The following is a 22,112-nucleotide window of genomic DNA, read 5'->3' as shown; positions in this document are numbered from 1 at the left end:
ACCGCGACCACATTTACGGCGTCCCTCTCAGCGGCCGGTCGGCGAACCCTCAACGGCCGCCGAACAGCTCCAGGAGCTCCGTCTTCCCAAACATCCGCGCCGTATCCATCGCGGACGGCGTGCCGGCGGAAGGATCGGCTCCGGCAGCGAGCAGTGCGCGGATGACGGCGTCCTCGCCCTTGAAGACGGCGCCGGCGAGCGGCGTCTGGCCGCGGTCGTTGGCCCTGTCCGGCTCCGCGCCGCGGGCGACGAGGGCCTCCACCGCGGCGGCGTGCCCGTGGTAGGCGGCAAGCATCACGAGGGTGTCACCGCGGTCGTTGGTGAGGTTGGCCGGGACACCGGCGTCGATGTACGCGGCGAGCGCCTCGGTCTCTCCGCCGCGCGCCAGGTCGAAGACCTTGGTGGCGAGTTCGATCACCTCGGGATCCGGGGCTTCGCTCATCTCGGGGACCGCCTTTCACTGTGTTGACCTGGGGCGCACGGCGGAGCGGGCCGTGCGGGTGAATCGACAGGTTACTGCCCGGCCGGCGACATGAGGCGGCCCGCCCGGCGGCAAGGATCACTGCGAGGACAGCCGAGAAGTCCCTGGTGGGAGGGCACTGTGCCGCGCGGCCGCGCAGTGTGCCCCCCGACCGGCGGCGGGACATCGACCAGTGGGGTGAAATCCCGTGTTTTTCACCCATTTGCACCTTTTATCACATAGATACTTCCTGTGATGCTGGAAGTACTCATGGTGACTGTCCCCTCAACCAGGAGAACCTCATGATCCTGTCCATCTCAGGCGTCGTTCTGCTCGGAATCATCGTCTTCCTCTTCGCGAGGAAGGACGGGCTCAAGACGTCACACGGATTCGTCTGCGCGCTCTTCGGCTTCTTCGTGGCGGGCACCGCCATCGCACCCAGCGTCAAGGCCGGCACCGCGAGCCTCGCCAGCCTCCTGGGCGGGATCAAGTTCTGACACCGCCCGTCCCCCTCCGCACCGTCAGCCTCAGCACACCCAGGAGACCGATGTGGCCCGGCGCCCACTCCCCCGCATTCTGAGCAGCGGAACCGCACAGATCGCCCGGAGCCGGGAGATCGCGCGCACGGCCGCCGACAGCGCCACGGACGTCCTCCATCCGCTGATCACGATCACCCGTGGTCTGCGGGAGCTGGCAGGCATGGCAGGACACAAGTGGGCCGGCACCCCCAAGGAGCGGCGTGGTCCCCTGCTGTTCCTGGTCGCCGGCTGCGTCCTGGTGGTCGCGCTCATCCCGTACGGGCCGCTCGTCGCCCTGATCACGGTGATGGCCGCGGCCGCCTGGAAGGGCCGCGTGCGGACGCCCGTGAAAACCGGACCCGACGACGCGGAGGCCGGGCGGCTTCAGGCTCTCTACGAAGCGCTCGTGCCGTACTTCTCGGTCCCCGAGGACCCGGCCCCGCAGTTCGCCCACGGCGGCGACTGGAACGGCCCCTTCAGCGAGTACGCCTTCGACGGCAACGCCCGGCTCACCAAGCTGCGCATCAGCTATCCCGCGTACTTCACCGACGGCGAGGCCGAGTCCCGGGCCCGCATCGAGCAGCTGCTGCACGCCAAGTCGGGGCGCGGCCGCGAGTATCTGTTCGTCTGGGACGAGGAGGCCAATCACGTCGACATGACCGTGCTGCCCGCCCTGCCCACCTCGATCGCCGCTCAGCGCTTTGTCACCATCCCCGGCGAGACCGTGCTGGGCTTCACCGACGCCGACGCGGTGCACCGCACCGTGCCGGTGACCGAGGGCGGGGAGACGCGCGACGCGCCGCCCGTCATCTGGCGCACCGGACCGCGCTCCACGGAGCCGCATCTGCTGGCGGTCGGCGAGCCCGGCAGCGGCACCACGACCCTGCTGCGCTCGATCGCGCTCCAGGCCCTGCAGAACGGCGACGTGCTGATCGTCGAGGGCAGCGGCACCGGAGAGTACGCCTGGCTGACCGGGCGCGCGGGCGTGCTGGCCGTCGAAGCCGGGCTCGCCGGAGCTCTGACGAGCCTGGAGTGGGCGGCGAACGAGACCGAACGCCGGCTGATCGCCGCGAACAAGGCCCGGCAGGCCGGACACCCCACGCCCGAGGACGTCAAGCGGCCGCTGTGGATCCTGCTGGACCGGCCGAGCATCTTCGGACATCTGGCGGCCGCCGACGGCCACACCGATCCGCAGCAGCTGCTGCAGGTGCCGCTGCGGCACGGCAGAGCCGCGCAGGTCACGGTGGTGGTGACCGAGCAGTTCGACAGCCTGGACGCGCTCACCGAGACCGTACGGACGCACACCCGCGCCCGGGTCGTCCTGGGTCCGGCCACTTTCGAGCAGGTCGAGTCGGTGCTCGGCACGCAGCCGCACACCACGCCGACGCCCGAGTTCCCGCCGGGCCGTGGCTATGCGCGGCTCGGCACGGGACCGGTCCTCAGGCTCCAGGTCCCGGCGACGCCCGACCCGTACGACGAGGCGACGAGCGAGTCGCACCGCCAGGCGGTGCTGGAACTGCTCCCGGAACGCCAGGACCAGGACCAGTCCAAGGCGACGGCGACTCCGGTCCCGGCGGAAGGCTGACGCCACCGCCGGGCTCCATGGCCGTCAGGCCACAAACGTCCTCGGCGCTTCCGTGCCCGTCGTCGCGCCCGTCTCCACCAGGCGCGCCGCGGCCGCCAGTCGGGCCGCCGCCTCGTCCGCGACCGGGCCGCCGACCGTGAACGGCAGACGGACATAGCCCTCGAACGCCCCGTCGACCCCGAAGCGCGGACCCGAAGGCACGCGCACGCCGACCCGTTCGCCGACCTCCGCGAGGCGGGAGCCGGAGAGGCCGCCGGTGCGGACCCAGAGCGTGAGGCCGCCCTGCGGCACCTCGAACTCCCAGTCCGGCAGCTCCCGGCGCACGGCGGTCACCAGCGCGTCTCGGTTGTCGCGGGCCTGGCTGCGGCGGATGGCGACGGCCTCCTCCCAACCGCCGGTCTGCATCAGCCAGTTGACGGCGAGCTGCTCGAGCACCGGCGTACCGAGGTCGGCGTAGGCGCGGGCGGCGACCAGCGAGCGGATCACATCGGGGGCCGCGCGGACCCAGCCGATGCGCATGCCCGCCCAGAAGGCCTTGCTGGCCGAGCCGACGGTGAGCACCGTGGAGCCCGCCGGGTCGAAGGCGCAGACCGGCCTCGGCATCTCGACGTCGTCGTCCAGGTGCAGCTCGGACATGGTCTCGTCGACGACGAGCACCGTGCCGGCGGACCGTGCCGCGTCGACGAGGCGGCGGCGCTGGTCCTCGTCGGCGAGCGCCCCGGTCGGGTTGTGGAAGTCCGCCACGACATAGGCGAGACGCGGCGCGGCGTCCCGCAGCACCTGCCGCCACCTGGGCAGGTCCCAGCCGGTGAGCCCTTCGGCCATGGCCACGGGCACGAGCCGCGCGCCGGCTTCCCGCATGAGCTGGAGGATGTTGGCGTACGACGGCGACTCGACGGCGATCCGCTCGCCACGCCCGGCGAACAGATGGCAGATCGCGTCGATCGCGCCCATCGCGCCGGTGGTCACCATGATCTGCTCGGGCATGGTCGGGATGCCACGCTCGGTGTAGCGGTCGGCGAGCATCTGGCGCAGCGCGGGCAGGCCGGCCGGATAGTCGCCGTGGGTGTGCGCGTACGGCGGCAGTTCCTCCAGCGCGCCCTGCACTCCGCGGGTGAGCCAGGGCTCGGGGGCCGGGAGGGCGGCGCAGCCGAGGTCGATCATCGAGCCGAGCGACTCCGGCGGGAGCGGTTCGAGTCCGCGCGCCGGGAGCGGGTTCCCGGCGGGGACGGCGGTCCAACTGCCCGCGCCTCTGCGGGATTCCAGGAAGCCCTCGCTGCGCAGCGCCTCGTAGGCGGCGGCGACGGTGGTGCGGCTCAAGGAGAGGGAGAGCGCGAGTTCTCGCTCCGCGGGCAGACGCGCCGCGACGGGAACCCGGCCTTCGAGGACGAGCAGCCGGATGCCGTCTGCCAGTGCCCGGTAGGCCGGGGGCTTGCGGGTGCCGGGGCCGGCGGGGCGGGGCTGCTGGGAGGTGAGCTGCCGGGCGAGCTGCGCCGCGCCCACCGCTGAGGTCCACTGCGTCATGGAAGTCAGTCCACCTTCCTCGAATTGGCCATGGTTGCCATTGGTTCCGTAGCCACAGAGTGTCATGAGTCAGTCCACCACCACCATAGGGGGCGTCATTGTGTCCGCGGTCTCCGCGCACCTCACTCGCAGGCTGCTGCAGCTGTACATCGGTCTCACGCTGTACGGAGTGAGCTCCGCGCTCCTGGTGCGCGGCGGTCTCGGGCTCGAACCGTGGGGCGTGCTGCACCAGGGCCTGGCCGAGAAGACCGGGCTCACGATCGGCGTGGTGTCGATCATCGTCGGCGCGGTGGTGCTGCTGCTGTGGATCCCGATCAGGCAGCGGCCGGGACTGGGCACCGTCTCCAATGTCTTTGTCATCGGCGTGGCGATGGACGGCACCCTGATGGTGGTCCCGGACGCACACGGACTCGCGGTGCAGATCCCGGTGATGATCGTGGGCATCGTGCTCAACGGCGTGGCCACCGGCCTGTACATCGCGGCGCGTTTCGGACCGGGGCCGCGCGACGGCCTGATGACCGGACTGCACCGGGTCACCGGCCGTTCGATCCGCCTGGTGCGTACGGCCATTGAAGTGGCTGTGGTGGCGACCGGCTTCGTGCTCGGCGGGTCGGTGGGCATCGGCACGGTGGCGTACGCGCTGGCGATCGGGCCGCTCGCCCAGGTGTTTCTGCGCGTCTTCGCCATCTCCGGTCAGGGCGGTGGCAGCGCGGTCGTCGCCGGCGGGACACCGGAGCAGGCCATACTGCGAAAGTGACTCGCGTACCGCATCCCTACCTGGACCATCCGTCCACGCTCGCCTTCGCCCACCGGGGCGGCGCGGCGGACGGGATCGAGAACACGGCCGCCGCGTTCCGGCGGGCGGCCGATCTCGGCTACCGCTACTTCGAGACCGATGTGCACACGACGGCGGACGGCATGCTGGTCGCGTTCCACGACACGACGCTGGACCGTGTGACGGACGCGAACGGCAAGATCTCGGCGCTGCCGTGGAACGAGGTCCAGCAGGCCAGGGTGGGCGGCAAGGAGCCGCTGGCGCTCTTCGAGCAGCTGCTCGAAGAGTTCCCGGAGGCCCGCTGGAACGTGGACATCAAGGCGGAGCCCGCGCTGGTTCCCCTCGTCGACCTCGTCCGCCGGACCGGCGCCTGGGACCGGGTGTGCGTCGGCTCGTTCTCCGAGAGCCGGGTGGCCCGCGCCAAGCGGCTGGCGGGTCCGCGCCTCGCGACGTCCTACGGCGTGCGTGGCGTGCTGGGCCTGCGGCTGAGGTCGTGGGGCATCCCGGCGGCGGTTCGGCTGGGCGCGGTGTGCGCCCAGGTCCCCGAGTCGCAGAGCGGCATCCGCGTGGTGGACCGTAAGTTCGTCGATCATGCCCACGCGCGCGGTCTTCAGGTGCATGTCTGGACGGTGAACGACGCCGATCGGATGGCGGCGCTCCTGGACCTCGGCGTGGATGGCATCATGACCGATCATCTGGAGACGCTGCGCACGGTACTGACCGACCGGGGAGTCTGGGTCTGACCCGCGCGTCTGCACCACGGGACGAGCGAGGGGGCGCGATGACGGCTGACATCGCGGAGGCGGCGACCGGGCCGAGCGAGCGCCGGCGTGAGCAACGCGGCTGGTATTTCTACGACTTCGCGTGCTCGGTCTACTCGACGAGTGTGCTGACGGTGTTCCTGGGGCCGTATCTGACGTCGGTGGCGAAGGCGGCCGCCGCCGCCGACGGTTTTGTGCATCCGCTCGGTGTGCCGGTGCGCGCCGGCTCGGTCTTCGCGTACGCGGTGTCGTTGTCGGTCGTGGTCGCCGTGCTGCTGATGCCGCTGGCGGGCGCGGTGGCGGACCGTACGGGACGCAAGAAGCCGCTGCTTGCGGTGGCGGCGTACACCGGGGCCGCCGCGACGACGGCGATGTTTCTCGTCGGTGGCGAGCGGTATCTCCTCGGCGCGTTTCTGCTGATCGTCGCGAACGCGTCGCTTTCGGTGTCGATGGTCCTCTACAACGCCTATCTGCCGCAGATCGCGGAGCCCGAGGAGCGTGACGCGGTCTCCTCGCGCGGCTGGGCGTTCGGCTATACCTCCGGCGCTCTGGTGCTGGTCCTGAACCTCGTCGTGTATTCCGGTCACGAATCGTTCGGCCTGTCGGAGTCCGCGGCGGTACGGATCTGTCTCGCGTCGGCGGGCCTGTGGTGGGGCGCGTTCACGCTGGTACCGCTGCGGCGGCTGCGGGACCGCCGACTGCCGCCGACCGGCGAGGGCGCCGTCGGCTCCGGCTGGCGTCAGCTGACTGCCACGCTCAAGGACATGCGACGGCATCCGCTGACGCTGTCGTTCCTGCTGGCCTATCTGATCTACAACGACGGCGTCCAGACGGTGATCTCGCAGGCGTCGATCTACGGCTCCGAGGAGCTGGACCTCGATCAGACGACGCTGATCACGGCGGTGCTGCTGGTGCAGGTGCTGGCGGTGGCCGGCGCGCTGGGCATGGGCCGGCTGGCGAGGACGCACGGCGCGAAGCGGACCATCCTCGGCTCGCTGGCCGTGTGGACGCTGATTCTGGCGGCCGGGTACTTCCTGCCGGCCGGGGCGCCGATGTGGTTCTTCGCGCTGGCGGGTGCGATCGGTCTGGTGCTGGGCGGCAGTCAGGCGCTGTCGAGGTCGCTCTTCTCACATCTGGTGCCGCGCGGCAAGGAGGCCGAGTACTTCTCGGCGTACGAGATGAGTGATCGCGGGCTGAGCTGGCTCGGGCCGCTGGTGTTCGGTCTCGCGTACCAGCTGACCGGCAGCTATCGGGACGCGATCATCTCCTTGGTGGTCTTTTTCGCGCTCGGTTTTGTGCTGCTGGCGCGGGTCCCGGTGCGGCGTGCGGTGGCGGCCGCGGGCAACCCGGTGCCGGAGCGGATTTAGACGTTGAAGTGAAAGGCCGGTAGTGTACGCCTTTGGCTTGCCAGGCGGACCGTTACTGCGTGCTCAAGAAGTGCAATCACTGGGTGACACTTTCTGACAGATGTGACAAACCGGGCACTGGTGGGTACCCCAACCAATGGGAAAGCAGCGGCACGACGGGCGACGCATGACCCAGAACGGGAATCTTTACCGCCGACCGGACGTTGACCGGATGACGACGACAGCGACACCTGTCCTGTGGGCGACAAGCCCGGGAGGCACGATTCATGAGTGAGCGAGCTCTCCGCGGCACGCGCCTCGTGGTTACCAGCTACGAGACGGACCGCGGCATCGATCTGGCCCCGCGCCAGGCGGTGGAGTACGCATGCCAGAACGGACATCGTTTTGAGATGCCGTTCTCGGTTGAGGCGGAAATTCCGCCGGAGTGGGAGTGCAAGGCGTGCGGCGCCCAGGCACTCCTGGTGGACGGGGACGGCCCCGAGGAGAAGAAGGGGAAGCCGGCGCGTACGCACTGGGACATGCTCATGGAGCGGCGTACCCGCGAGGAGCTGGAAGAGGTGCTGGCCGAGAGGCTGGCGGTCCTTCGTTCCGGTGCCATGAACATCGCCGTGCACCCGCGGGACAGCCGTAAGTCGGCCTGACCCGCCTGACCGCGTAACACCGCACTGATCGCACCATCTGGCGCCATCGACAACAGCATCACGCAAGACAAGAGCCGCGGGCCGTGTCACACCGAGTGTGAGTCACGGCCTGCGGCTCTGCTGTGTCCTGGGCTCCTCATGGGCTTCTCCGCCGATCAGGAAAGTCGGCGGGGCCTGGCGATCAGGAGGTCAGCGGGGGCCGGGGGCCCTTGTCCTCATGGCCGGCGTCGGACTGCGCCGCGTCCTGCCGGATGACCTCACCCTGCACGACCTTTCCGTCCGGCCGGTGAATACGGGCCTGCTGGAAGGCGTCACCGAGGCTGCCGGGGGTTGCCGCGCGCATCCGGCGCTCCAGCGACCGTTCCGCGTACCGCCCGAGCAGGGAGCGGACCGGCGGCAGCAGCAGAGCGAGGCCGATCACGTCGGAGATCAGGCCGGGCAGGATCAGCAGCAGTCCGCCGAGCATCAGGAATCCGTTGCCGCTGCTGCCGGTTGGGGTCGTCGGCATCACGCCCGACTGCGCCTGCTGCACCGTCTCGCTGAGGTTGCGGAAGGCCCGGCCGCCCGCGCGCTTGATAACGGCAGCGCCGAGGACCGCGCCGCCGAGGAGCAGGGCGAGGACGGTCAGTCCGCCCGCCGCTCCGGCGACGAGGATCAGGAGCCAGATCTCGAGGACCAGCCAGGCGGCGACGCCGAGCGGGACGAAGCTGCGGGCGCGTGAGCGCTTGGGGGCTGTCGGGGGCGGTGAGCCGGTCGTCATGCTCCCAGTGTGCCTGGACGCCCGCCGAAGCGGCGTAAGGGGACGATCAGCAAGATCACGCAGGAGGAGCCGGGACGGTGCGCCTCAGGAGGGCTTGCGGCCGAGGAGACGATTCGCCCGGTCGCCGACACCCCAGGCCGTGACCCGCCACAGCGCCTCGACCACGATGTCGCGGTTCATCTTGGAGTCGCCGTGCTCGCGTTCGACGAAGGTGATGGGCACCTCTACGACGTGGTAGCCGGCGGCCACGGCACGGCGGGCGAGGTCGACCTGGAAGCAGTAGCCCTGGGAGGCGACTTCGGTGAGCCCGAGGCCCTGGAGGGTTTCGGCGCGGAAGGCACGGAAGCCTCCGGTGACGTCCCGGATCGGCACGCCGAGGAGGATGCGGGAGTAGGTGCTGCCGCCACGGGAGAGGAACTGGCGGTGCTTGGGCCAGTTGACGACGCGTCCGCCGGGGACCCAGCGCGAGCCGAGTACCAGGTCGGCGCCCTTGAGGGCGGTCAGCAGCCGGGGCAGTTCCTCGGGCTGGTGGGAGCCGTCGGCGTCCATTTCGACGAGGACGCCGTAGCCGTGCTCCATGCCCCAGGCGAAGCCTGCGAGATAGGCCGCGCCGAGGCCCTCCTTGCCCTTGCGGTGCAGCACCTGGACCTTGTCGTCCAGGGCGGCGATCTCATCGGCGGTCTTGCCCGTGCCGTCGGGGCTGTTGTCGTCGGCGACGAGGATGTCCGCCTCGGGCACGGCTGCACGCACCCGGGAGACGATCGGCCTGATGTTCTCGGCCTCGTTGTAGGTCGGGATGATGACCAGTGCTCTGCCGAGCGGGCCGTACCGCCTCCCCTGGTCCTCGCCAGGGGAAACCCCACCACCGTTGTTCACTGCTGCCCCTTAGTCCGCGTGCACTGAGCCCCACCATAGCGAGCGCCGGGCGTGCGGCTGCGTCGGCACGGAGCTGGGGCGTCGATGCCGGCGGGGAAGGGGCTTCAGCAGGTGGATCGGGGCCGGGCGGCGGATCAGGGTCCGGCGTCCTTCGGGCCGACCTGGGACCCGCTGGCTGCGGGTCGACCGAGAGCCGTTGTCTACTGAACGCCGGACCCCATCCGGGTCACACCTGCCCGCCCGGCTGAAACCTTCCCTCGCCCCCGTGGCGCGGGCGCTGGACCTGGCTCCCAGTGGCAGTACCCCGGTGCGGCGCACTGCCCCATGACCCAGCGGCGTTCGACGACTGCGTGGAGGTTTGCCGGTCGGACGTCCTGTGGTGGACTCGGCCGAACCTACCGGCCGGTGGGCGCTTCATGTCAACAGTCGCGTGATCTGCGCGGTTTGCCCAAATCGCCAGGTCAGCGTCGAAGATCCGCAGGTCGTGGCCGAGGGTGCCGGGGAACGGTCGGCGGTACGAAATGTGCGCACGTCACTCGTTCAGCCGGTCGAAGATGGTGTGCCCGAAGACCACGGTCCGCAGACATACCGGCAGCTCGCGGCCGGGAGTGAGATCGGGCAGGCCAGGGGTGCCGGAGCGCGGGTCGGTGGACCAGCGGGCGACCCGGTCGTCGGGGGCCTGGACGACGAGTTCCTCGGTGCGCCACAGGGCGTAGTCGGCGGGTGCGCCGGGTACCAGGACACCCGCGTCGTCACGGCCGACGGCGCGCCAGCCGCCGCGAGTGTGCGCCGTGAAGGCGGCCCGCACGGAGACCCGGTGTTCCGGCGTGCGGTGGAAGGCGGCGGCCCGGACCGTGCCCCACGGGTCGAGCGGGGTCACCGGACTGTCGGAGCCGAGGGCGAGCGGGACTCCGGCGCGCAGCAGCGCGGCGTACGGGTTGAGTGTGCGGGCGCGTTCGACGCCGAGGCGCTGGGCGTACATGCCCTCGTCGCCGCCCCAGGCCGCGTCGAAGGCGGGCTGTACGGACGCGGTGAGGCCGAACTCGGCGAAGGCGGCGATGGTTTCGGGGGTGAGCATCTCGGCGTGTTCCACGCGGTGGCGCGCGGCGCGGACGCGGGCGAGACCGAGGGTGTCCGCGGTGGCCCGGACGCCGTCGACGACGGCGGTGAGTGCGGCGTCGCCGATCGCGTGGAAGCCGGCCTGGAGGCCCGCCTCGGTGCAGGCGGTCACATGGGCGGCGACGGCCGCGGCGTCGAGATGGGCCGTGCCGGTGTGGGCGGCGTCCGCGTACGGCGTGTGCAGGCAGGCGGTGTGGGAGCCGAGCGACCCGTCGACGAAGAGGTCTCCGGCCGCGCCGACGGCGCCGAGTTCGCGGATCCGCCGGGCGTCCTTGGCGCCTTCGACCTGTTCGGCCCAGTAGCCGACGACGCGCGGGCCGGGCTGCGCGTCGGCGAGCGCCAGCAGGGCGGTGAAGTCGTCCTCGTCGGAGATGTCCGGCCCTGCGCACTCGTGGACGGTGCCGATGCCGAGAGAGGCGGCGCGCGTGAGTGCCGCGCGCTGGGCCGCGGCCCGCTGCGCCGGGGTGACGGCGTCGTGCGCCGCGGCGCGCACGGCGTGGTGGGCGGCGGCGGTGAGCGGCGCGTCCGGGTGGTAACCGGCCAGCTCGGTGACTGAGGGCACGAGGTCGAGCAGGGCGGTGGTCACCACGGCCGAGTGGACGTCGATGCGCGGCAGATAGAGCGGGCGGCCGCCGGTGGCCTCGTCGAGCTCCGCGCGGGACGGCGGACGCCGCTCGGGCCAGCGCGCCGTGTCCCAGCCGTGGCCGAGGAGGACCTCGTCCCCGGCGTGTGCGGCGCTGTGCTCGCGCACGAGAGCGAGCGCGTCGGCCAGCGTGCGGGCGCCGGACAGGTCGAGGCCGGTGAGAGCGAGGCCAGTCGCCGTGGTGTGCACATGGGCGTCGGTGAACGCGGGCGTGACCAGAGCGCCTTCGAGGTCGACCACCTCGTCGACGCCGTCGGCGAAGGCGTCGGCCGCGCCTTCGGAGCCCACCCAGGCGACATGGCCACGCTCGACGACCATCGCGGTGGCGAAGGGGTCGGCAGGGCTGTGGACTTCTCCGCCGCGCAGCAGGACGGTGCGGTGTTCGCCGTGGGCGGCGGTGCTCTCGGTCATGGCCTCAAGCCTAGATACGCGGCGGGCGTGCCTCGTACGGGGTGGACAGGACGACGGTGGTGCGGGTGGAGACGCCGGAGAGCGAGCGGATCCGGGTGAGCAGGTGCTCCAGTTCGATCGGCGTCGAGACACGCACCTTGAGGATGTAGTTCTCGTCGCCGGCGACGCTGTGGCAGGCCTCGATCTCGGGCACGTCGGAGAGGCGTTCGGAGATGTCGTCCGGGGCGCTGGGGTCGAACGGCTTGACCGAGATGAACGCGGTGAGCGGCAGCCCGACCGCCTCCGGGTCGACGACGGCGGCATAGCCGCGGATGACGCCGCGCTGTTCCAGACGGCGCACGCGCTGATGCACCGCCGAGGTGGACAGGCCGGTGGCCTTGCCCAGGTCGGTGTAGCTCATCCGCCCGTCCTTGACGAGCAAATCCACGATCTGACGATCCAGCTCCTCCATGCGGATCAACTTAAGTCCCCAGGTGGCTTCCGGCACAGTCGGGTGCGACGTGCGAGGGCACCTGCAGGGGGCATGTGACGAACGCCACAGGGTCCGGGACGCCTACACCGTGACCGCACGGTTACCTCGCGGGCGCGTGGGGAAGTGCTTGCTGTGGTCGAGGCCGCAAGTGCCTGGTCGGCCCACCCGAGGGGGAGATTCTCCATGCAGAGTGTCAAGAACACTGGTCGTACCGAAATGGAGCCTGTTGATCCGGCTGAACCGGCCGAGATCGACGAGCTCGACGCTTACGACACCTTTGAGATGTACCGGGTGATCTGCCCGGACTGCGCACAGCCGATCGCACTTCTGGCGGACGAGAACGTCCTGCCCGAGCACGCGCTGTGCCCCACGCCCTGGAATCCGTTCGGGCTCACCGTGTGCGCCGGCACCGGGCGGGCCGCCTCGCAGGCGCGTCCCGCGGACGAGTCGCTCGAGGTCCAGGAACAGGACACGGCCCTGCTGCTGACGCTGCCTCAGGGCCTCGACTGGCGGATGCAGCCCTTCTCGCACGTCGGCGGCACGGGCTCGCGTCCGATGCGGATGCCGCCGATGCGTGACCAGGCGGCCTAGGCCTGGTCATCCCGGGTCGCGATTCCGGCCCAGTACGTTCCCTGCACCATGGCGGCGAGCCCGGCGTGGTGCAGGATCAGACGGTCCGGATCGTCGGGCATTCCCGTCTCACCGAAGTGGATCTGGCGGTAGGCGACCCGGAGCATCACGATCGCGTGCCGCAGCGCGGCATAGAGCGTGTAGAACTCCATGTCGCGCGGGCGGTGGCCGGTGAGGGCCGCATAGCGGTCCTCGACGGCGTCCCGGCGCAGGAAGCCGGGCAGGCCGCGCTGGCCGAAGCTCACCGTGAGGTCCTGGAAGAAGCGGTGCAGGAAGACCGTCCAGCCGAGGTCGACCTCGCGCGGCGCGAAGGCGGCCATCTCCCAGTCGATGACGGCGGCGGGCTCGAATCCGTCGTAGATGATGTTGCCGATACGGGCGTCGCCCCAGTTGAGCACGGTCTCGCCCTCGTCCGCGGGCCAGTGCGCCTCGAGCCAGTCGAAGGCGGACTCGATCAGCGGTGAGCGAGGCAGTCCGTCCACCAGCCAGGCGTAGTAGGCGCGTTGGGCCTCGACATGGCGGCGCAGCGCGCTGCCGGGCCCGGGTTCGACGGGGTACTGGTCGTGCAGCCGGGCGAGCACCGAGACGGTGGCGTGCTCGAGGCGTTCGCGTTCGGCGTCGCTCGCCCCGTGCAGCCAGTTGCCCTCGTACGTATAGGGCATGACGTCGGGCGGCACGCGGCCCTCGACGCGTTCCATCACGAAGAACGGTGCTCCGAGCGCCGCGGGGTCCTCCTCCAGCCACAGCACGCGGGGCACCGGGATGTCGGTGTGCCTGGCGACGTCGCGCATGGTGCGGTACTGCAGCGCCATGTCGTACACGGGAAAGATCGTGTACGCGGCCGGATCCGCGGCGAGCCGCAACGCGCAGGCTCTCAGCGGCGGTTGCGGGTGCTCGATGTCGAAGAGCAGCGTCTCGCTGGACATGCCGTTGGACTCCGGCACTCGTACTCCGCTGACCTCGGCACCGGGCAGCCGGGCGGCCAGCCATGCGGTGAGCCGGCGGGCGACCTCTTCGGGGTCGCGGGTGGTGGTACGGGGCCGGGGCCGTGGTGTGGTTGCCATCTGCCTGCTCCTGTCCGGACTGGCCGCGGCGTTCAGGGTGCGACGGCTGCGTAGCTGGTGAAGCCGCTCGGGTCGTGGCGGCCGAAGCTGCCGTGCTCGAAGATTCCGTGGCCGGTCCGCCCGTCGAGGGTGAAGCGGGCGGAGTGGTCGGTGACGCCGTATGCGGCCATGGGGTGGGCCGCGGGGTCGGAGAGGTCGTAGACACGGCGATCGGTCCAGCCGTGGCCCTGCCAGGTGCCGTGCTGCCAGTCGGTCGCGGGCGGGTATCCGGCGCCGAGGGCCAGCGGCGAGGAGGCGAGGATCTCGACGCCGAGTTCGAGCGGCTTGCGGTCCGGTCCGGTGAGATGGACGACGGCACTGGTGGGACGGCGGGTGCCGGAGAGATAGCTGATGTCGGTCTGGGGCCAGCCGAGTTGGACGTCACGGTGGCCGTCGCGGACGAGCACGGCCTCGCTGAGCGTGCGGTAGCCGTCGGCGTCCTCCTGGGTGATCACCATCAGGAAGCGGTCCTCGAAGCGGACGGGTATCCAGAGCCAGTGGAAGCCCTCGGGCCGCAGCTCTTCGGCGGCGCGGCCGCCTTCCTCGCCGGGGATGGGCCGCACGCCCCAACTCCGGTCACGCGTACCGGTCCACTCCCCCTCGGTGACCGCGAACTCCTCGCCAGCGACCCGGATGGTGCCGGTGCAGCTGCCCGCCTGGACGAAGCGGCGTCCTTCGAGCATGAGCCGGTCGCCACGGCGCTGGATGTGGTGCGGTTCCCAAAGGGCCGGGAACCGGGCCTGCCAGGTGATGTCGTACGAGAGGGATGCGGGGTCGTCGGGATCGGCGTCGCAGTGCAGGGTGAGGCGGCGCAGCGGTTCGTCGACGGTGATGCGCAGCGGGCCGACGCTGAGGTTCATCCGGTCGTCGCCGAGGGCGTCGGAGGCGCGCACGGCATGCAGTTCGCCGCCGATGCGGAGTGTGGCGTAGGCGTCGATGACGCCGGTGTTCGGATAGACACCGAGACCGGCGATGAGCAGTGCGCGGCCCTCGTGGTCGAAGACCTGGAAGATGCACCGGTCGTAGGCGTTGCGGTCACCGGTGACGAGATGCTTCATCGACAACGGCGCCTGGTGGACCGGGTATTCGTCGAGGGCGACGGGCCGATCGTCGGACACGGCTGGCCTCCTGTGGCGGCAAGGAAGTTGACGGTACGTCAGACAGCGCGAGCCCGCCAGATCAATGCACGCCATTCGCGCCGGGCGGCGCGGGCGTAGCGCACCGGGTCCCGCACTGCGCCCGGGGCGCGCGGACGGATGAGCGCGGCGCGCTACCGCGCTGGGTCCCGCACTGCGCTCTGGGCGCGCGGGCGCGCGGGCGTGGCGCGGTGCCGCGCCGCGCCGGAGTCCCGAGGAGTGCCGCGCCGGGCGGTACGGGCGTCGCGCACCGGGTTCTGTACTGCGCCCACGGCGCGCGCCGGATCCCGACGGCTGCCACGCCGGGCCAGCTCTGCGCTCTGGGCGCGCGGACGCATGAGTGCGGCGCGGTGCCGCGCCGGAGTCCCGACTGCCGCCGTGCCGATCCCAACCTGTTCTCGCGGCCCGCGGACGCGAGCGTGGTGCCCTGCCGCGCCGGCCGGCGCGGCAGTCCTCACGCGCCGCGTCCCGCACTGCGCTCGCGCAAGAGCGTGGCGCCCTGCCGCGCCGGAGTCCCGACGACTGCCACGCCTGCCGGCGCGCGTCGGGTCCCGCACTGCGCTCGCGCATGAGCGTGGCGCGCTACCGCGCTGGGTCCCGCACTGCGCTCGCGCGCGAGCGTGGCGCTGCCGCGTCGGAGTCCCGACGGATGCCGCGACAGGCCACGCGTTGCACCACCGCCGGCGCACCGCACACACCGGCTCGGCGGCTCCCCGCCGGAGACACGGCCCCTCCGGCCGCGGCGGCCCGGGGCCTACGGGTACGAGGGGAACTGGCGCTCGATACGTTCCGGCGGTAACCCGGCCACGGCTCGCCGCGTTGGCCATGCATGACCCTGCTGTACGCCACGAGCGGTCAGCGGCGGCGCCCCCTCGCCGCGCCCGCGCCCCCGCCAGAAGAATCGGTTCGGCAGTCGGCCGACCCGCCCATCTACCAAGAGCTGCTGCGCCTGTGGACGAGCCAGGGCCGCACCCTGCCCGGGCGCCGCGACCCCGAGTGGACCAGGCTCGCGGCGCCCCCGGCATTCGGGGCGCGGTTCAGCGGGACTCTGGCCCAGCCAGGTGACGGGCGATGACCATGCGCTGGATCTGATTGGTGCCCTCGACGATCTGGAGCACCTTGGCCTCCCGCATATAGCGCTCGACCGGGAAGTCCACGGTGTAGCCGTAGCCGCCGAGGACCTGCACCGCGTCCGTGGTGACGCTCATCGCCGTGTCCGTGCAGAACAGCTTGGCCATGGCGGCCTGCCGCGAGAACGGCCGTCCCGCGTCCCGCAGCCGCGCCGCCGCCAGATAGAGCGCACGGCCCGCCTCGATCCGCGTGGCCATGTCGGCGAGCATGAAGCGCAGGCCTTGGAAGTCGGCGATCGGCCGGCCGAACTGCTGGCGTCCGGTGGCGTACGAGACGGCCTCGTCCAGGGCCGCCTGAGCGACGCCGATCGCGCAGGCGGCGATGCCGAGCCGGCCCGAGTCAAGGGCGGAGAGCGCGATCGCGAAGCCCTGCCCCTCGTCACCGATGCGGCGGGAGTCCGGCACGCGCACGCCGTCGAAGTTCAGCTGGGCCGTGGGCGAGCCCTTCATGCCCATCTTCTTCTCGGGCGCGGCTGCGTTCAGCTTCGGCGCGTCCCCCGGGACCAGGAACGCCGTGATACCGCGGGCGCCCTCGCCGCCGGAGCGGGCCATGACCGTGTAGAAGTCGGCGATTCCGCCGTGGGTGATCCAGGACTTGGTGCCGGTGATCACCCAGTCGTCACCGTCGCGCACCGCCTTCGTACGCAGCGAGGCGGCGTCGGAGCCGGATGCGGGCTCGGACAGGCAGTACGCGCCGAGCAGTCCCCCGCCGAGCATGGCCGGCAGCTGCTCGGCCTGCTGCTCCTTGGTGCCGTAGCCGGCGAGCGCGTGGCAGGCGAGGGTGTGGACGCTGACGCCGAGGCCCACCGTGAGGCGTGCCGCGGCGAGCTCTTCCAGGACCTGGAGGTAGACCTCGTACGGCTGGTCTCCGCCGCCGTACTCCCCGTCGTAGGGAAGGCCGAGCAGTCCCGACTCGGACAGCAGGGTGAAGATCTCGCGCGGGAAGCGGCCGGATTCCTCCTCCTCGGCCGCCCGGGGAGCGATCTCCCGCTGGACGATGTCGCGCACCAGGGCGATGAGATCCCTGGATTCCTCGGTGGGCAGTTGACGATCCACCGGCTGCGGGGCGCGGTCGGGCATAGCGGCGCTCTCCTCCCTGTCGGGCGCTGCGACGGTCGCGCACGAAGGGTGTGGGCGCGCCGCCGGTCTTACTGCCAGGCCGATGCTGCCCTTCCGGATCACGAAAGCGGCTGGATAGTGGCTGTGGCGCGTCGAGTATGCCCGATCAGCGGACTTCAGTCACGGGCGGGATTTGTCCGGTGCGGTTGCCCCGAGCACCTCGGGAACTTGGTCCAAACCATTGACCGATTGGTCTAGTCCTTCTACGGTTCTCCACAACGCGCTATCGCGTTCATGTCAAGGAAGTCCACAAGAAGTCCGTACGAAGGCCCCCCACGGCCCCACGGCACACCTTCCCCACTCGCTCTCCCTCCCCCACGAGGAGACCCGATGCTCGGACTCAACCGCCCCCGCACCCGCCTGAGGGCGCTCGTCGCCGCCGCGTGTACCGCGGCCCTCGGCGCGACCCTGCTCACCGGCATCCACGCCGCCTCCGCCGGCGAGCCCAGCGCCACAACCAAGGCCGCCACCGCCAAGGCCGCCGCGGCAGCGCCGCGCGCCGGCAACAAGGTGATCGGCTACTTCACCGAATGGGGCGTCTACGACCGCAACTACCACGTCAAGAACATCCAGACCTCCGGGTCCGCGGACAAGCTGACGCACATCAACTACTCCTTCGGCAACGTCCAGGGCGGCAAGTGCACCGTCGGCGAGGCCTTCCCGGCGTACGAGAAGTCGTACACCGCCGACCAGAGCGTCGACGGCGTCGCCGACACCTGGGACCAGCCGCTGCGCGGCAACTTCAACCAGCTGCGCAAGCTGAAGAAGCTGCACCCGGACCTGAAGGTCCTCTGGTCGTTCGGCGGCTGGACCTGGTCCGGCGGCTTCGGCCAGGCCGCGGCCAACCCGGCCGCCTTCGCCGACTCCTGCTACAGCCTGGTCGAGGACCCGCGCTGGGCCGATGTCTTCGACGGCATCGACATCGACTGGGAGTACCCGAACGCCTGTGGCGCGAGCTGTGACACCAGCGGGCGCGAGTCGTTCCCGAACCTGATGTCCGCGCTGCGGACCAAGTTCGGCAGCTCGAACCTGGTGACCGCGGCGATCACCGCGGACGCCTCGTCCGGCGGCAAGATCGACGCGGCGAACTACGCGGGCGCAGCCCAGTACGTCGACTGGTACAACCCGATGACGTACGACTTCTTCGGAGCCTGGGCGGCCCAGGGCCCCACCGCCCCGCACTCGCCGCTCACCTCGTACCCCGGCATCCCGCAGGAGGGCTTCAACAGCGACGCGGCGATCCAGAAGCTCAAGGGCCTCGGTGTACCGGCCTCCAAGCTGCTGCTCGGCATCGGCTTCTACGGCCGCGGCTGGACGGGCGTGACGCAGGCCGCGCCCGGCGGCACGGCGACGGGAGCCGCGCCCGGCAAGTACGAGGCGGGCATCGACGACTACAAGGAACTGAAGACGAAGTGCCCGGCCAACGGCACCGTCGCCGGGACCGCGTACGCGCACTGCGGCAACCAGTGGTGGAGCTATGACACGCCGACCACCATCGCCGGAAAGATGAACTACAAGAACGAGCAGGGCCTGGGAGGCACCTTCTTCTGGGAGCTCAGCGGTGACACCACGGACGGGGAGCTGATCAAGGCGATCAACTAGTCGCGATCAACTCGCCGCGTAACAGGGGTCGAGGGCGGGGAGCCGGTCGGGCTCCCCGCCCTCGCGTCATGCCTCGACCGGTGCGGGCTGCGGGTAGGGCGGCGGCATCGGCTCACGCGGCGGCTGGGGGCACGCGGGCTCGAACTCCTCGATGGTGCCGAGGGTCCCCCGCAGCATCCGCATCAGCAGCGCGCAGACGGTCTCGCGGTCCAGCTCCTGGTGGCCGAGCCAGTCGAGCGTGATGCCCTCGACGCTGCTGAGCCAGCCGAGCAGCGCGAGCCTGGCGACCATGGGGATGTCCCGTCGGCCGTACGCGCCTTCGGCGATGGTGGCGATCAGCTCCTCGCGGACCGCGTGGCGTATCGACTGCACCTGGGTGTCGAAGCCGACGCCCCCGGTGACTATGGTGCGGAAGGCGGCCTCATGGTGCTGGGCATAGCGCAGATATCCGTCGACAGTGCGTTGTACGCGCTGGCCACGCGGCAGTTCGGTGTCACTGGCCGCGCCCGAGACGAGGTCGGCCACGGAGTCCTCGATGATGGCGAGGTAGTAGCCGCGTTTGCTCTTGAAGTAGTAGTAGATCAACCCCTTTGCGACCCCCGCGTGTTTGGCGATGTCGTCCATCGACAGTGCGTCGTACGAGGTGTCGGCGAACAACTTCCGCCCGGTTGCGATGAGTTCAACGCGGCGAACTTGGGATCTTTCGGTCGCGCCACGCTGTTGACTATTATTCAAATTGCGCCCTAGTCTCCAACTCCCACAGGATCTCCGCAGTATGGCAGGCAACCTCACAACGGAGACACCTTGTCGCTTCGCATCACACCGCTGACCGACCCTGATCGTTCTGCGACCTCGTACCGGCTGGCATGGCTCGCGTCGGAGGCGGACGGCCATCCCGTCGGATCCGCATTTCTGCGCCTTTTCACCGACGCCGGGCAGGAGCATCTGACCGAGCTGACCGTCGAGGTCCATCCGGCCGAGAGGCGTCGCGGGTTCGGCTCACGCCTGCTCGACGCGGCCGTGGACAGTGCCCGCAAGGACGGCAGGCGCAGCGTCGTCGCCCAGGCCGAGGCCGGCACTCCCGGCGACGCCTTTCTCGCGGCCCGGGGCTTCCGCAAGGTCCTCACGCTGACCTACGCCCGGCTGCCGCTCGCCGATGTGGACCTCGCGGCGCTCGCGAAGGACATCGAGCAGCCGCGTCCCGGATACCGGCTGCGCTCGTGGCAGGGCACCGTCCCGGACGAGTTCGCCGAGACCTTCGCCGGCTCGCGACGTGCCATGGACGACATGCCGATGGACGACACCGACTACGGCACGGTGAGCTGGGACGTGGACCGGGTGCGGGCCGCCGCGCGGGCCATCGAGGCGCGGGGCGATCTGCTGCACACCGTCGTCGCCGTCGACGAGTCGGACGGCTCGATCGCCGGATTCACGGAACTGGTCGTACCGGGCGGCGGCCGCGGCGACGGACAGCACTACGGCACCGGAGTCCTGCCGGAGCACCGGGGCCACGGCCTCGGCCGCTGGATGAAGGCCGAGTCGGTACGGCAGGCCCGGGAGCGGTATCCGGAGCTGGGCGGACTGCTCACCGACACCGCCGACAGCAACACGCACATGCGGCGGATCAACGACCGGCTCGGCTATGCGCCGACGCACACGTCGTTCGAGTACCAGCTCGATCTGTGAGCAACGACAGGCCCTAGATCAGGCCGAGCTGTGTGACGAACATGGCGAGGACGACGACCAGGGTCCAGCCGAGGACGTGCTCGAGGACATTGGAGCCGTCCTCGGGGCCGCCGGTCCGGGTGCGGGTCCCGGCGCGGTCGGCGGTGGCAGCGGTCGAGGTCATGGTGCGTCTCCTTCGGTGATCCGACCACAGTGCCAGCGGGCCGGCTCCGGGGGTAGAGACGTACGTCACTCCCCCCGGAGCGCGTCCGGCGCGTCAGCGGATGCCGAGGGCCGCGAGGGCCTTGCTCTGCGCGGCGGTCGGGCGCTCGGGCCAGTACAGGTAGCAGACGCCTCCTGTGCCGGACACCACTTTCCCGCTCGCGTTGTAGCGCTTGGTCCGGAGCCAGATCGTCTCCCACTCCGCGCGCTTGTAGACGCGGCGCACGGCCTCATTGCTCGGCGAAGCCGGATCGTTGGCGATCACGTCGCCGTCGGCCGTGAAGCCGATCACGGTCATCAGATGCCCGGAGGTGCCGTAGCCCGCGCCGGTCAGCTCCTCCTTGAGGAAGGACTGCGACGTTATGGCCGGGATGCCGGCCCGGATCAGCGATTCCAGGTCGGCGAGCGAGGAGAGCCGGGTGACGACCGCGTTCATGTCGCTATAGGTCGAGGCGTAGGCGGCGTTGAAGGGCCAGTTTCCGCAGCCGTTGTACTGGTGGTCGAAGGTGAAGCGGGCCGCGTGGCAGACCTGCGGGTCGGCGAATTCCGGATTGACCCAGGCCAGATCCTGAGCGGTGGGCCCGCGACCCCAGTACTCGACGATCATCTGCGAGGAGGTGGGGCTGCACCAGGCCTCGCCGCCGTTGTCGTACTCCGGGTACTGGCCGACATGCGTGTTCTGCGAATAGCGCGGCACCGGCAGCTCGCGAGCGAGCCCCGGCGAAGAGGCCGGCACCGTGAACCGGTCCGGGACGTCCGAGGCCATCGCGCCGATCCGCCACACGGTCGGCGTGAGGCTGGTGCCGGGCTTGCGGTACAGCGTGAGCCGCAGCTGGTACGTGCGCAGCCGCAGCCCGCTCGCCGCGTCGTCCACGGAGAAAGTGTCGGTCCAGATCGTGGCCTTGCCGTCGGTCTGGTCGTCGAGCGAGGTGCGCTTGATGTCGCCGTCGCCCGCCGCCCAGCGGCCCATCACGAACCACGGGGTCTCGGTGGCGTCGGAGTAGCGCCCGCGCAGCTCGACCTGGAGCCAGGTGCCGGCCGGGGTCTGCGCGTTCCAGGAGGCGATCACCTCGGTGGCGGGCACTCGCGCGGTGTGCACCGGTGAGGTCCAGGTGGCGTACTCCCAGGCCGCGGTCTGCCCGGTGTGCGGATCGCTGTAGTCGGTGCGGCCGGCGGGGCTCGCGATGACGACGCCGGGCCTGGGGCCGGAAACCGCGCGGACACCGGACGCCGTGCCGCAGCGCCAGTCGGTGTACGAGGTCCAGAAGTGGTTGTCCACGGTCGCGGCCGCGCTACGGCGGGCGCCCGCCGTGGCCCGGGCATCGCGGGGCGGGACGGCGGCGGCCGGTACCGCGGACGAGGAGAGTGCGCCCGCACCCGCCGCTGCCGCGATCGCGGCGCTCAGCACGGTTCTGCGCGAAGTCGGTCTGGCCATGGGACCCCCAAGTCAGGTGCGCGTCAGGCGACTGGGGCAACTATCGCGGGTTCCGGCCGGCTTCTGCCAGCGTCTTGAGCTCGCGTCGTGCCACCAATATTGGTCTTGACCACTGGCGTGACCTGCGGTGCGGCACGCGACCCTGGTTAGGGTGGCCG

At 70.8% G+C, this 22,112-nt stretch carries 21 protein-coding genes; 9 read left to right on the top strand and 12 right to left on the bottom strand.

What is annotated here, in order from left to right; all coding sequences use genetic code 11:
• Positions 1–49 precede the first annotated feature (49 nt).
• On the bottom strand, positions 50–442 hold the full coding sequence (locus ACH4YL_RS18160) for an ankyrin repeat domain-containing protein (RefSeq protein WP_398508326.1): 393 nt from the start codon (positions 440–442) through the stop codon (positions 50–52).
• Between the two features lie 320 nt (positions 443–762).
• On the opposite strand from ACH4YL_RS18160, the gene ACH4YL_RS18155 reads away from it, so the two are divergent.
• Both ACH4YL_RS18155 and ACH4YL_RS18150 read left to right on the top strand, forming a co-directional pair.
• Positions 763–957, top strand: a complete 195-nt coding sequence (locus tag ACH4YL_RS18155) for a hypothetical protein (protein WP_398508325.1) — start codon at positions 763–765, stop codon at positions 955–957.
• Positions 958–1,009: 52 nt separating this feature from the next.
• Positions 1,010–2,563 (top strand): hypothetical protein, encoded by a 1,554-nt coding sequence (locus ACH4YL_RS18150; protein ID WP_398508324.1) that lies wholly within the window; start codon positions 1,010–1,012, stop codon positions 2,561–2,563.
• 24 nt (positions 2,564–2,587) lie between these two features.
• Here ACH4YL_RS18150 and ACH4YL_RS18145 read toward each other — a convergent pair whose 3' ends face one another.
• The gene (locus ACH4YL_RS18145) at positions 2,588–4,087 is read right to left on the bottom strand and encodes a PLP-dependent aminotransferase family protein (protein WP_398508323.1); all 1,500 of its coding nucleotides are present in this window, start codon (positions 4,085–4,087) and stop codon (positions 2,588–2,590) included.
• A 64-nt stretch (positions 4,088–4,151) separates the two neighbouring features.
• On the opposite strand from ACH4YL_RS18145, the gene ACH4YL_RS18140 reads away from it, so the two are divergent.
• The 4 genes from ACH4YL_RS18140 (at position 4,152) to ACH4YL_RS18125 (ending at position 7,631) form a co-directional block, all read left to right on the top strand.
• Complete coding sequence (locus ACH4YL_RS18140) at positions 4,152–4,844, top strand: YitT family protein (RefSeq protein ID WP_398508322.1); 693 nt, start codon at positions 4,152–4,154, stop codon at positions 4,842–4,844.
• On the top strand, positions 4,841–5,605 hold the full coding sequence (locus ACH4YL_RS18135; protein ID WP_398508321.1) for a glycerophosphodiester phosphodiesterase: 765 nt from the start codon (positions 4,841–4,843) through the stop codon (positions 5,603–5,605). Before ACH4YL_RS18140 ends, ACH4YL_RS18135 begins: the two co-directional genes overlap by 4 nt.
• Before the next feature lie 38 nt (positions 5,606–5,643).
• On the top strand, positions 5,644–6,990 hold the full coding sequence (locus tag ACH4YL_RS18130) for an MFS transporter (protein WP_398508320.1): 1,347 nt from the start codon (positions 5,644–5,646) through the stop codon (positions 6,988–6,990).
• Positions 6,991–7,256: 266 nt separating this feature from the next.
• Complete coding sequence (locus ACH4YL_RS18125) at positions 7,257–7,631, top strand: RNA polymerase-binding protein RbpA (protein WP_003959706.1); 375 nt, start codon at positions 7,257–7,259, stop codon at positions 7,629–7,631.
• A 181-nt stretch (positions 7,632–7,812) separates the two neighbouring features.
• Here the strand turns inward: ACH4YL_RS18125 and fxsA are convergent, their stop codons facing one another.
• The 4 genes from fxsA to ACH4YL_RS18105 all read right to left on the bottom strand — a co-directional run bounded on the left by fxsA (position 7,813) and on the right by ACH4YL_RS18105 (position 11,891).
• Positions 7,813–8,391 carry an FxsA family membrane protein gene (fxsA, locus tag ACH4YL_RS18120; protein WP_398508319.1) on the bottom strand — a complete coding sequence of 193 codons (579 nt, stop codon included), beginning with the start codon at positions 8,389–8,391 and terminating at the stop codon, positions 7,813–7,815.
• A gap of 84 nt (positions 8,392–8,475) precedes the next feature.
• Positions 8,476–9,267, bottom strand: coding sequence for a polyprenol monophosphomannose synthase (locus ACH4YL_RS18115; RefSeq protein WP_398508318.1), 792 nt, complete (start codon positions 9,265–9,267; stop codon positions 8,476–8,478).
• A 532-nt stretch (positions 9,268–9,799) separates the two neighbouring features.
• A complete protein-coding gene (locus tag ACH4YL_RS18110; protein ID WP_398508316.1) occupies positions 9,800–11,440 on the bottom strand; it encodes an amidohydrolase in 1,641 nt (546 codons plus the stop codon).
• Between the two features lie 10 nt (positions 11,441–11,450).
• On the bottom strand, positions 11,451–11,891 hold the full coding sequence (locus ACH4YL_RS18105; RefSeq protein ID WP_398508315.1) for an Lrp/AsnC family transcriptional regulator: 441 nt from the start codon (positions 11,889–11,891) through the stop codon (positions 11,451–11,453).
• Positions 11,892–12,095: 204 nt separating this feature from the next.
• Between ACH4YL_RS18105 and ACH4YL_RS18100 the strand changes: the two genes are divergently transcribed.
• Positions 12,096–12,503, top strand: a complete 408-nt coding sequence (locus ACH4YL_RS18100; protein ID WP_398508314.1) for a hypothetical protein — start codon at positions 12,096–12,098, stop codon at positions 12,501–12,503.
• Here ACH4YL_RS18100 and ACH4YL_RS18095 read toward each other — a convergent pair.
• The 3 genes from ACH4YL_RS18095 to ACH4YL_RS18085 all read right to left on the bottom strand — a co-directional run bounded on the left by ACH4YL_RS18095 (position 12,500) and on the right by ACH4YL_RS18085 (position 16,991).
• Positions 12,500–13,606, bottom strand: a complete 1,107-nt coding sequence (locus tag ACH4YL_RS18095; RefSeq protein ID WP_398508312.1) for a phosphotransferase family protein — start codon at positions 13,604–13,606, stop codon at positions 12,500–12,502. The genes ACH4YL_RS18100 and ACH4YL_RS18095 overlap by 4 nt on opposite strands.
• A 32-nt stretch (positions 13,607–13,638) precedes the next feature.
• Complete coding sequence (locus ACH4YL_RS18090) at positions 13,639–14,763, bottom strand: hypothetical protein (RefSeq protein WP_398508311.1); 1,125 nt, start codon at positions 14,761–14,763, stop codon at positions 13,639–13,641.
• Positions 14,764–15,818: 1,055 nt separating this feature from the next.
• Positions 15,819–16,991, bottom strand: a complete 1,173-nt coding sequence (locus ACH4YL_RS18085; protein WP_398508310.1) for an acyl-CoA dehydrogenase family protein — start codon at positions 16,989–16,991, stop codon at positions 15,819–15,821.
• A gap of 369 nt (positions 16,992–17,360) precedes the next feature.
• On the opposite strand from ACH4YL_RS18085, the gene ACH4YL_RS18080 reads away from it, so the two are divergent.
• A complete protein-coding gene (locus ACH4YL_RS18080) occupies positions 17,361–18,632 on the top strand; it encodes a glycoside hydrolase family 18 protein (protein ID WP_398508308.1) in 1,272 nt (423 codons plus the stop codon).
• Positions 18,633–18,698: 66 nt separating this feature from the next.
• Here the strand turns inward: ACH4YL_RS18080 and ACH4YL_RS18075 are convergent, their stop codons facing one another.
• Positions 18,699–19,367, bottom strand: coding sequence for a TetR/AcrR family transcriptional regulator (locus ACH4YL_RS18075; RefSeq protein WP_398508307.1), 669 nt, complete (start codon positions 19,365–19,367; stop codon positions 18,699–18,701).
• Positions 19,368–19,436: 69 nt separating this feature from the next.
• Here ACH4YL_RS18075 and ACH4YL_RS18070 point away from each other — a divergent pair, with 69 nt between their 5' ends.
• Positions 19,437–20,318, top strand: coding sequence for a GNAT family N-acetyltransferase (locus tag ACH4YL_RS18070; RefSeq protein ID WP_398508306.1), 882 nt, complete (start codon positions 19,437–19,439; stop codon positions 20,316–20,318).
• Positions 20,319–20,331: 13 nt separating this feature from the next.
• On the opposite strand, the gene ACH4YL_RS18065 is transcribed toward ACH4YL_RS18070, so the two are convergent.
• Together ACH4YL_RS18065 and ACH4YL_RS18060 are read right to left on the bottom strand one after the other, a co-directional pair.
• On the bottom strand, positions 20,332–20,481 hold the full coding sequence (locus ACH4YL_RS18065) for an SCO1431 family membrane protein (RefSeq protein ID WP_398508305.1): 150 nt from the start codon (positions 20,479–20,481) through the stop codon (positions 20,332–20,334).
• Positions 20,482–20,574: 93 nt separating this feature from the next.
• Positions 20,575–21,954, bottom strand: coding sequence for a peptidase C39 family protein (locus tag ACH4YL_RS18060; protein WP_398508304.1), 1,380 nt, complete (start codon positions 21,952–21,954; stop codon positions 20,575–20,577).
• Positions 21,955–22,112: the final 158 nt, after the last annotated feature.

Source organism: Streptomyces sp. NPDC020681 (genome assembly GCF_044334895.1).
In the GTDB taxonomy this organism is placed as follows: Bacteria; Actinomycetota; Actinomycetes; order Streptomycetales; family Streptomycetaceae; genus Streptomyces.
This window is presented reverse-complemented; position numbering and strand designations above follow the sequence as displayed.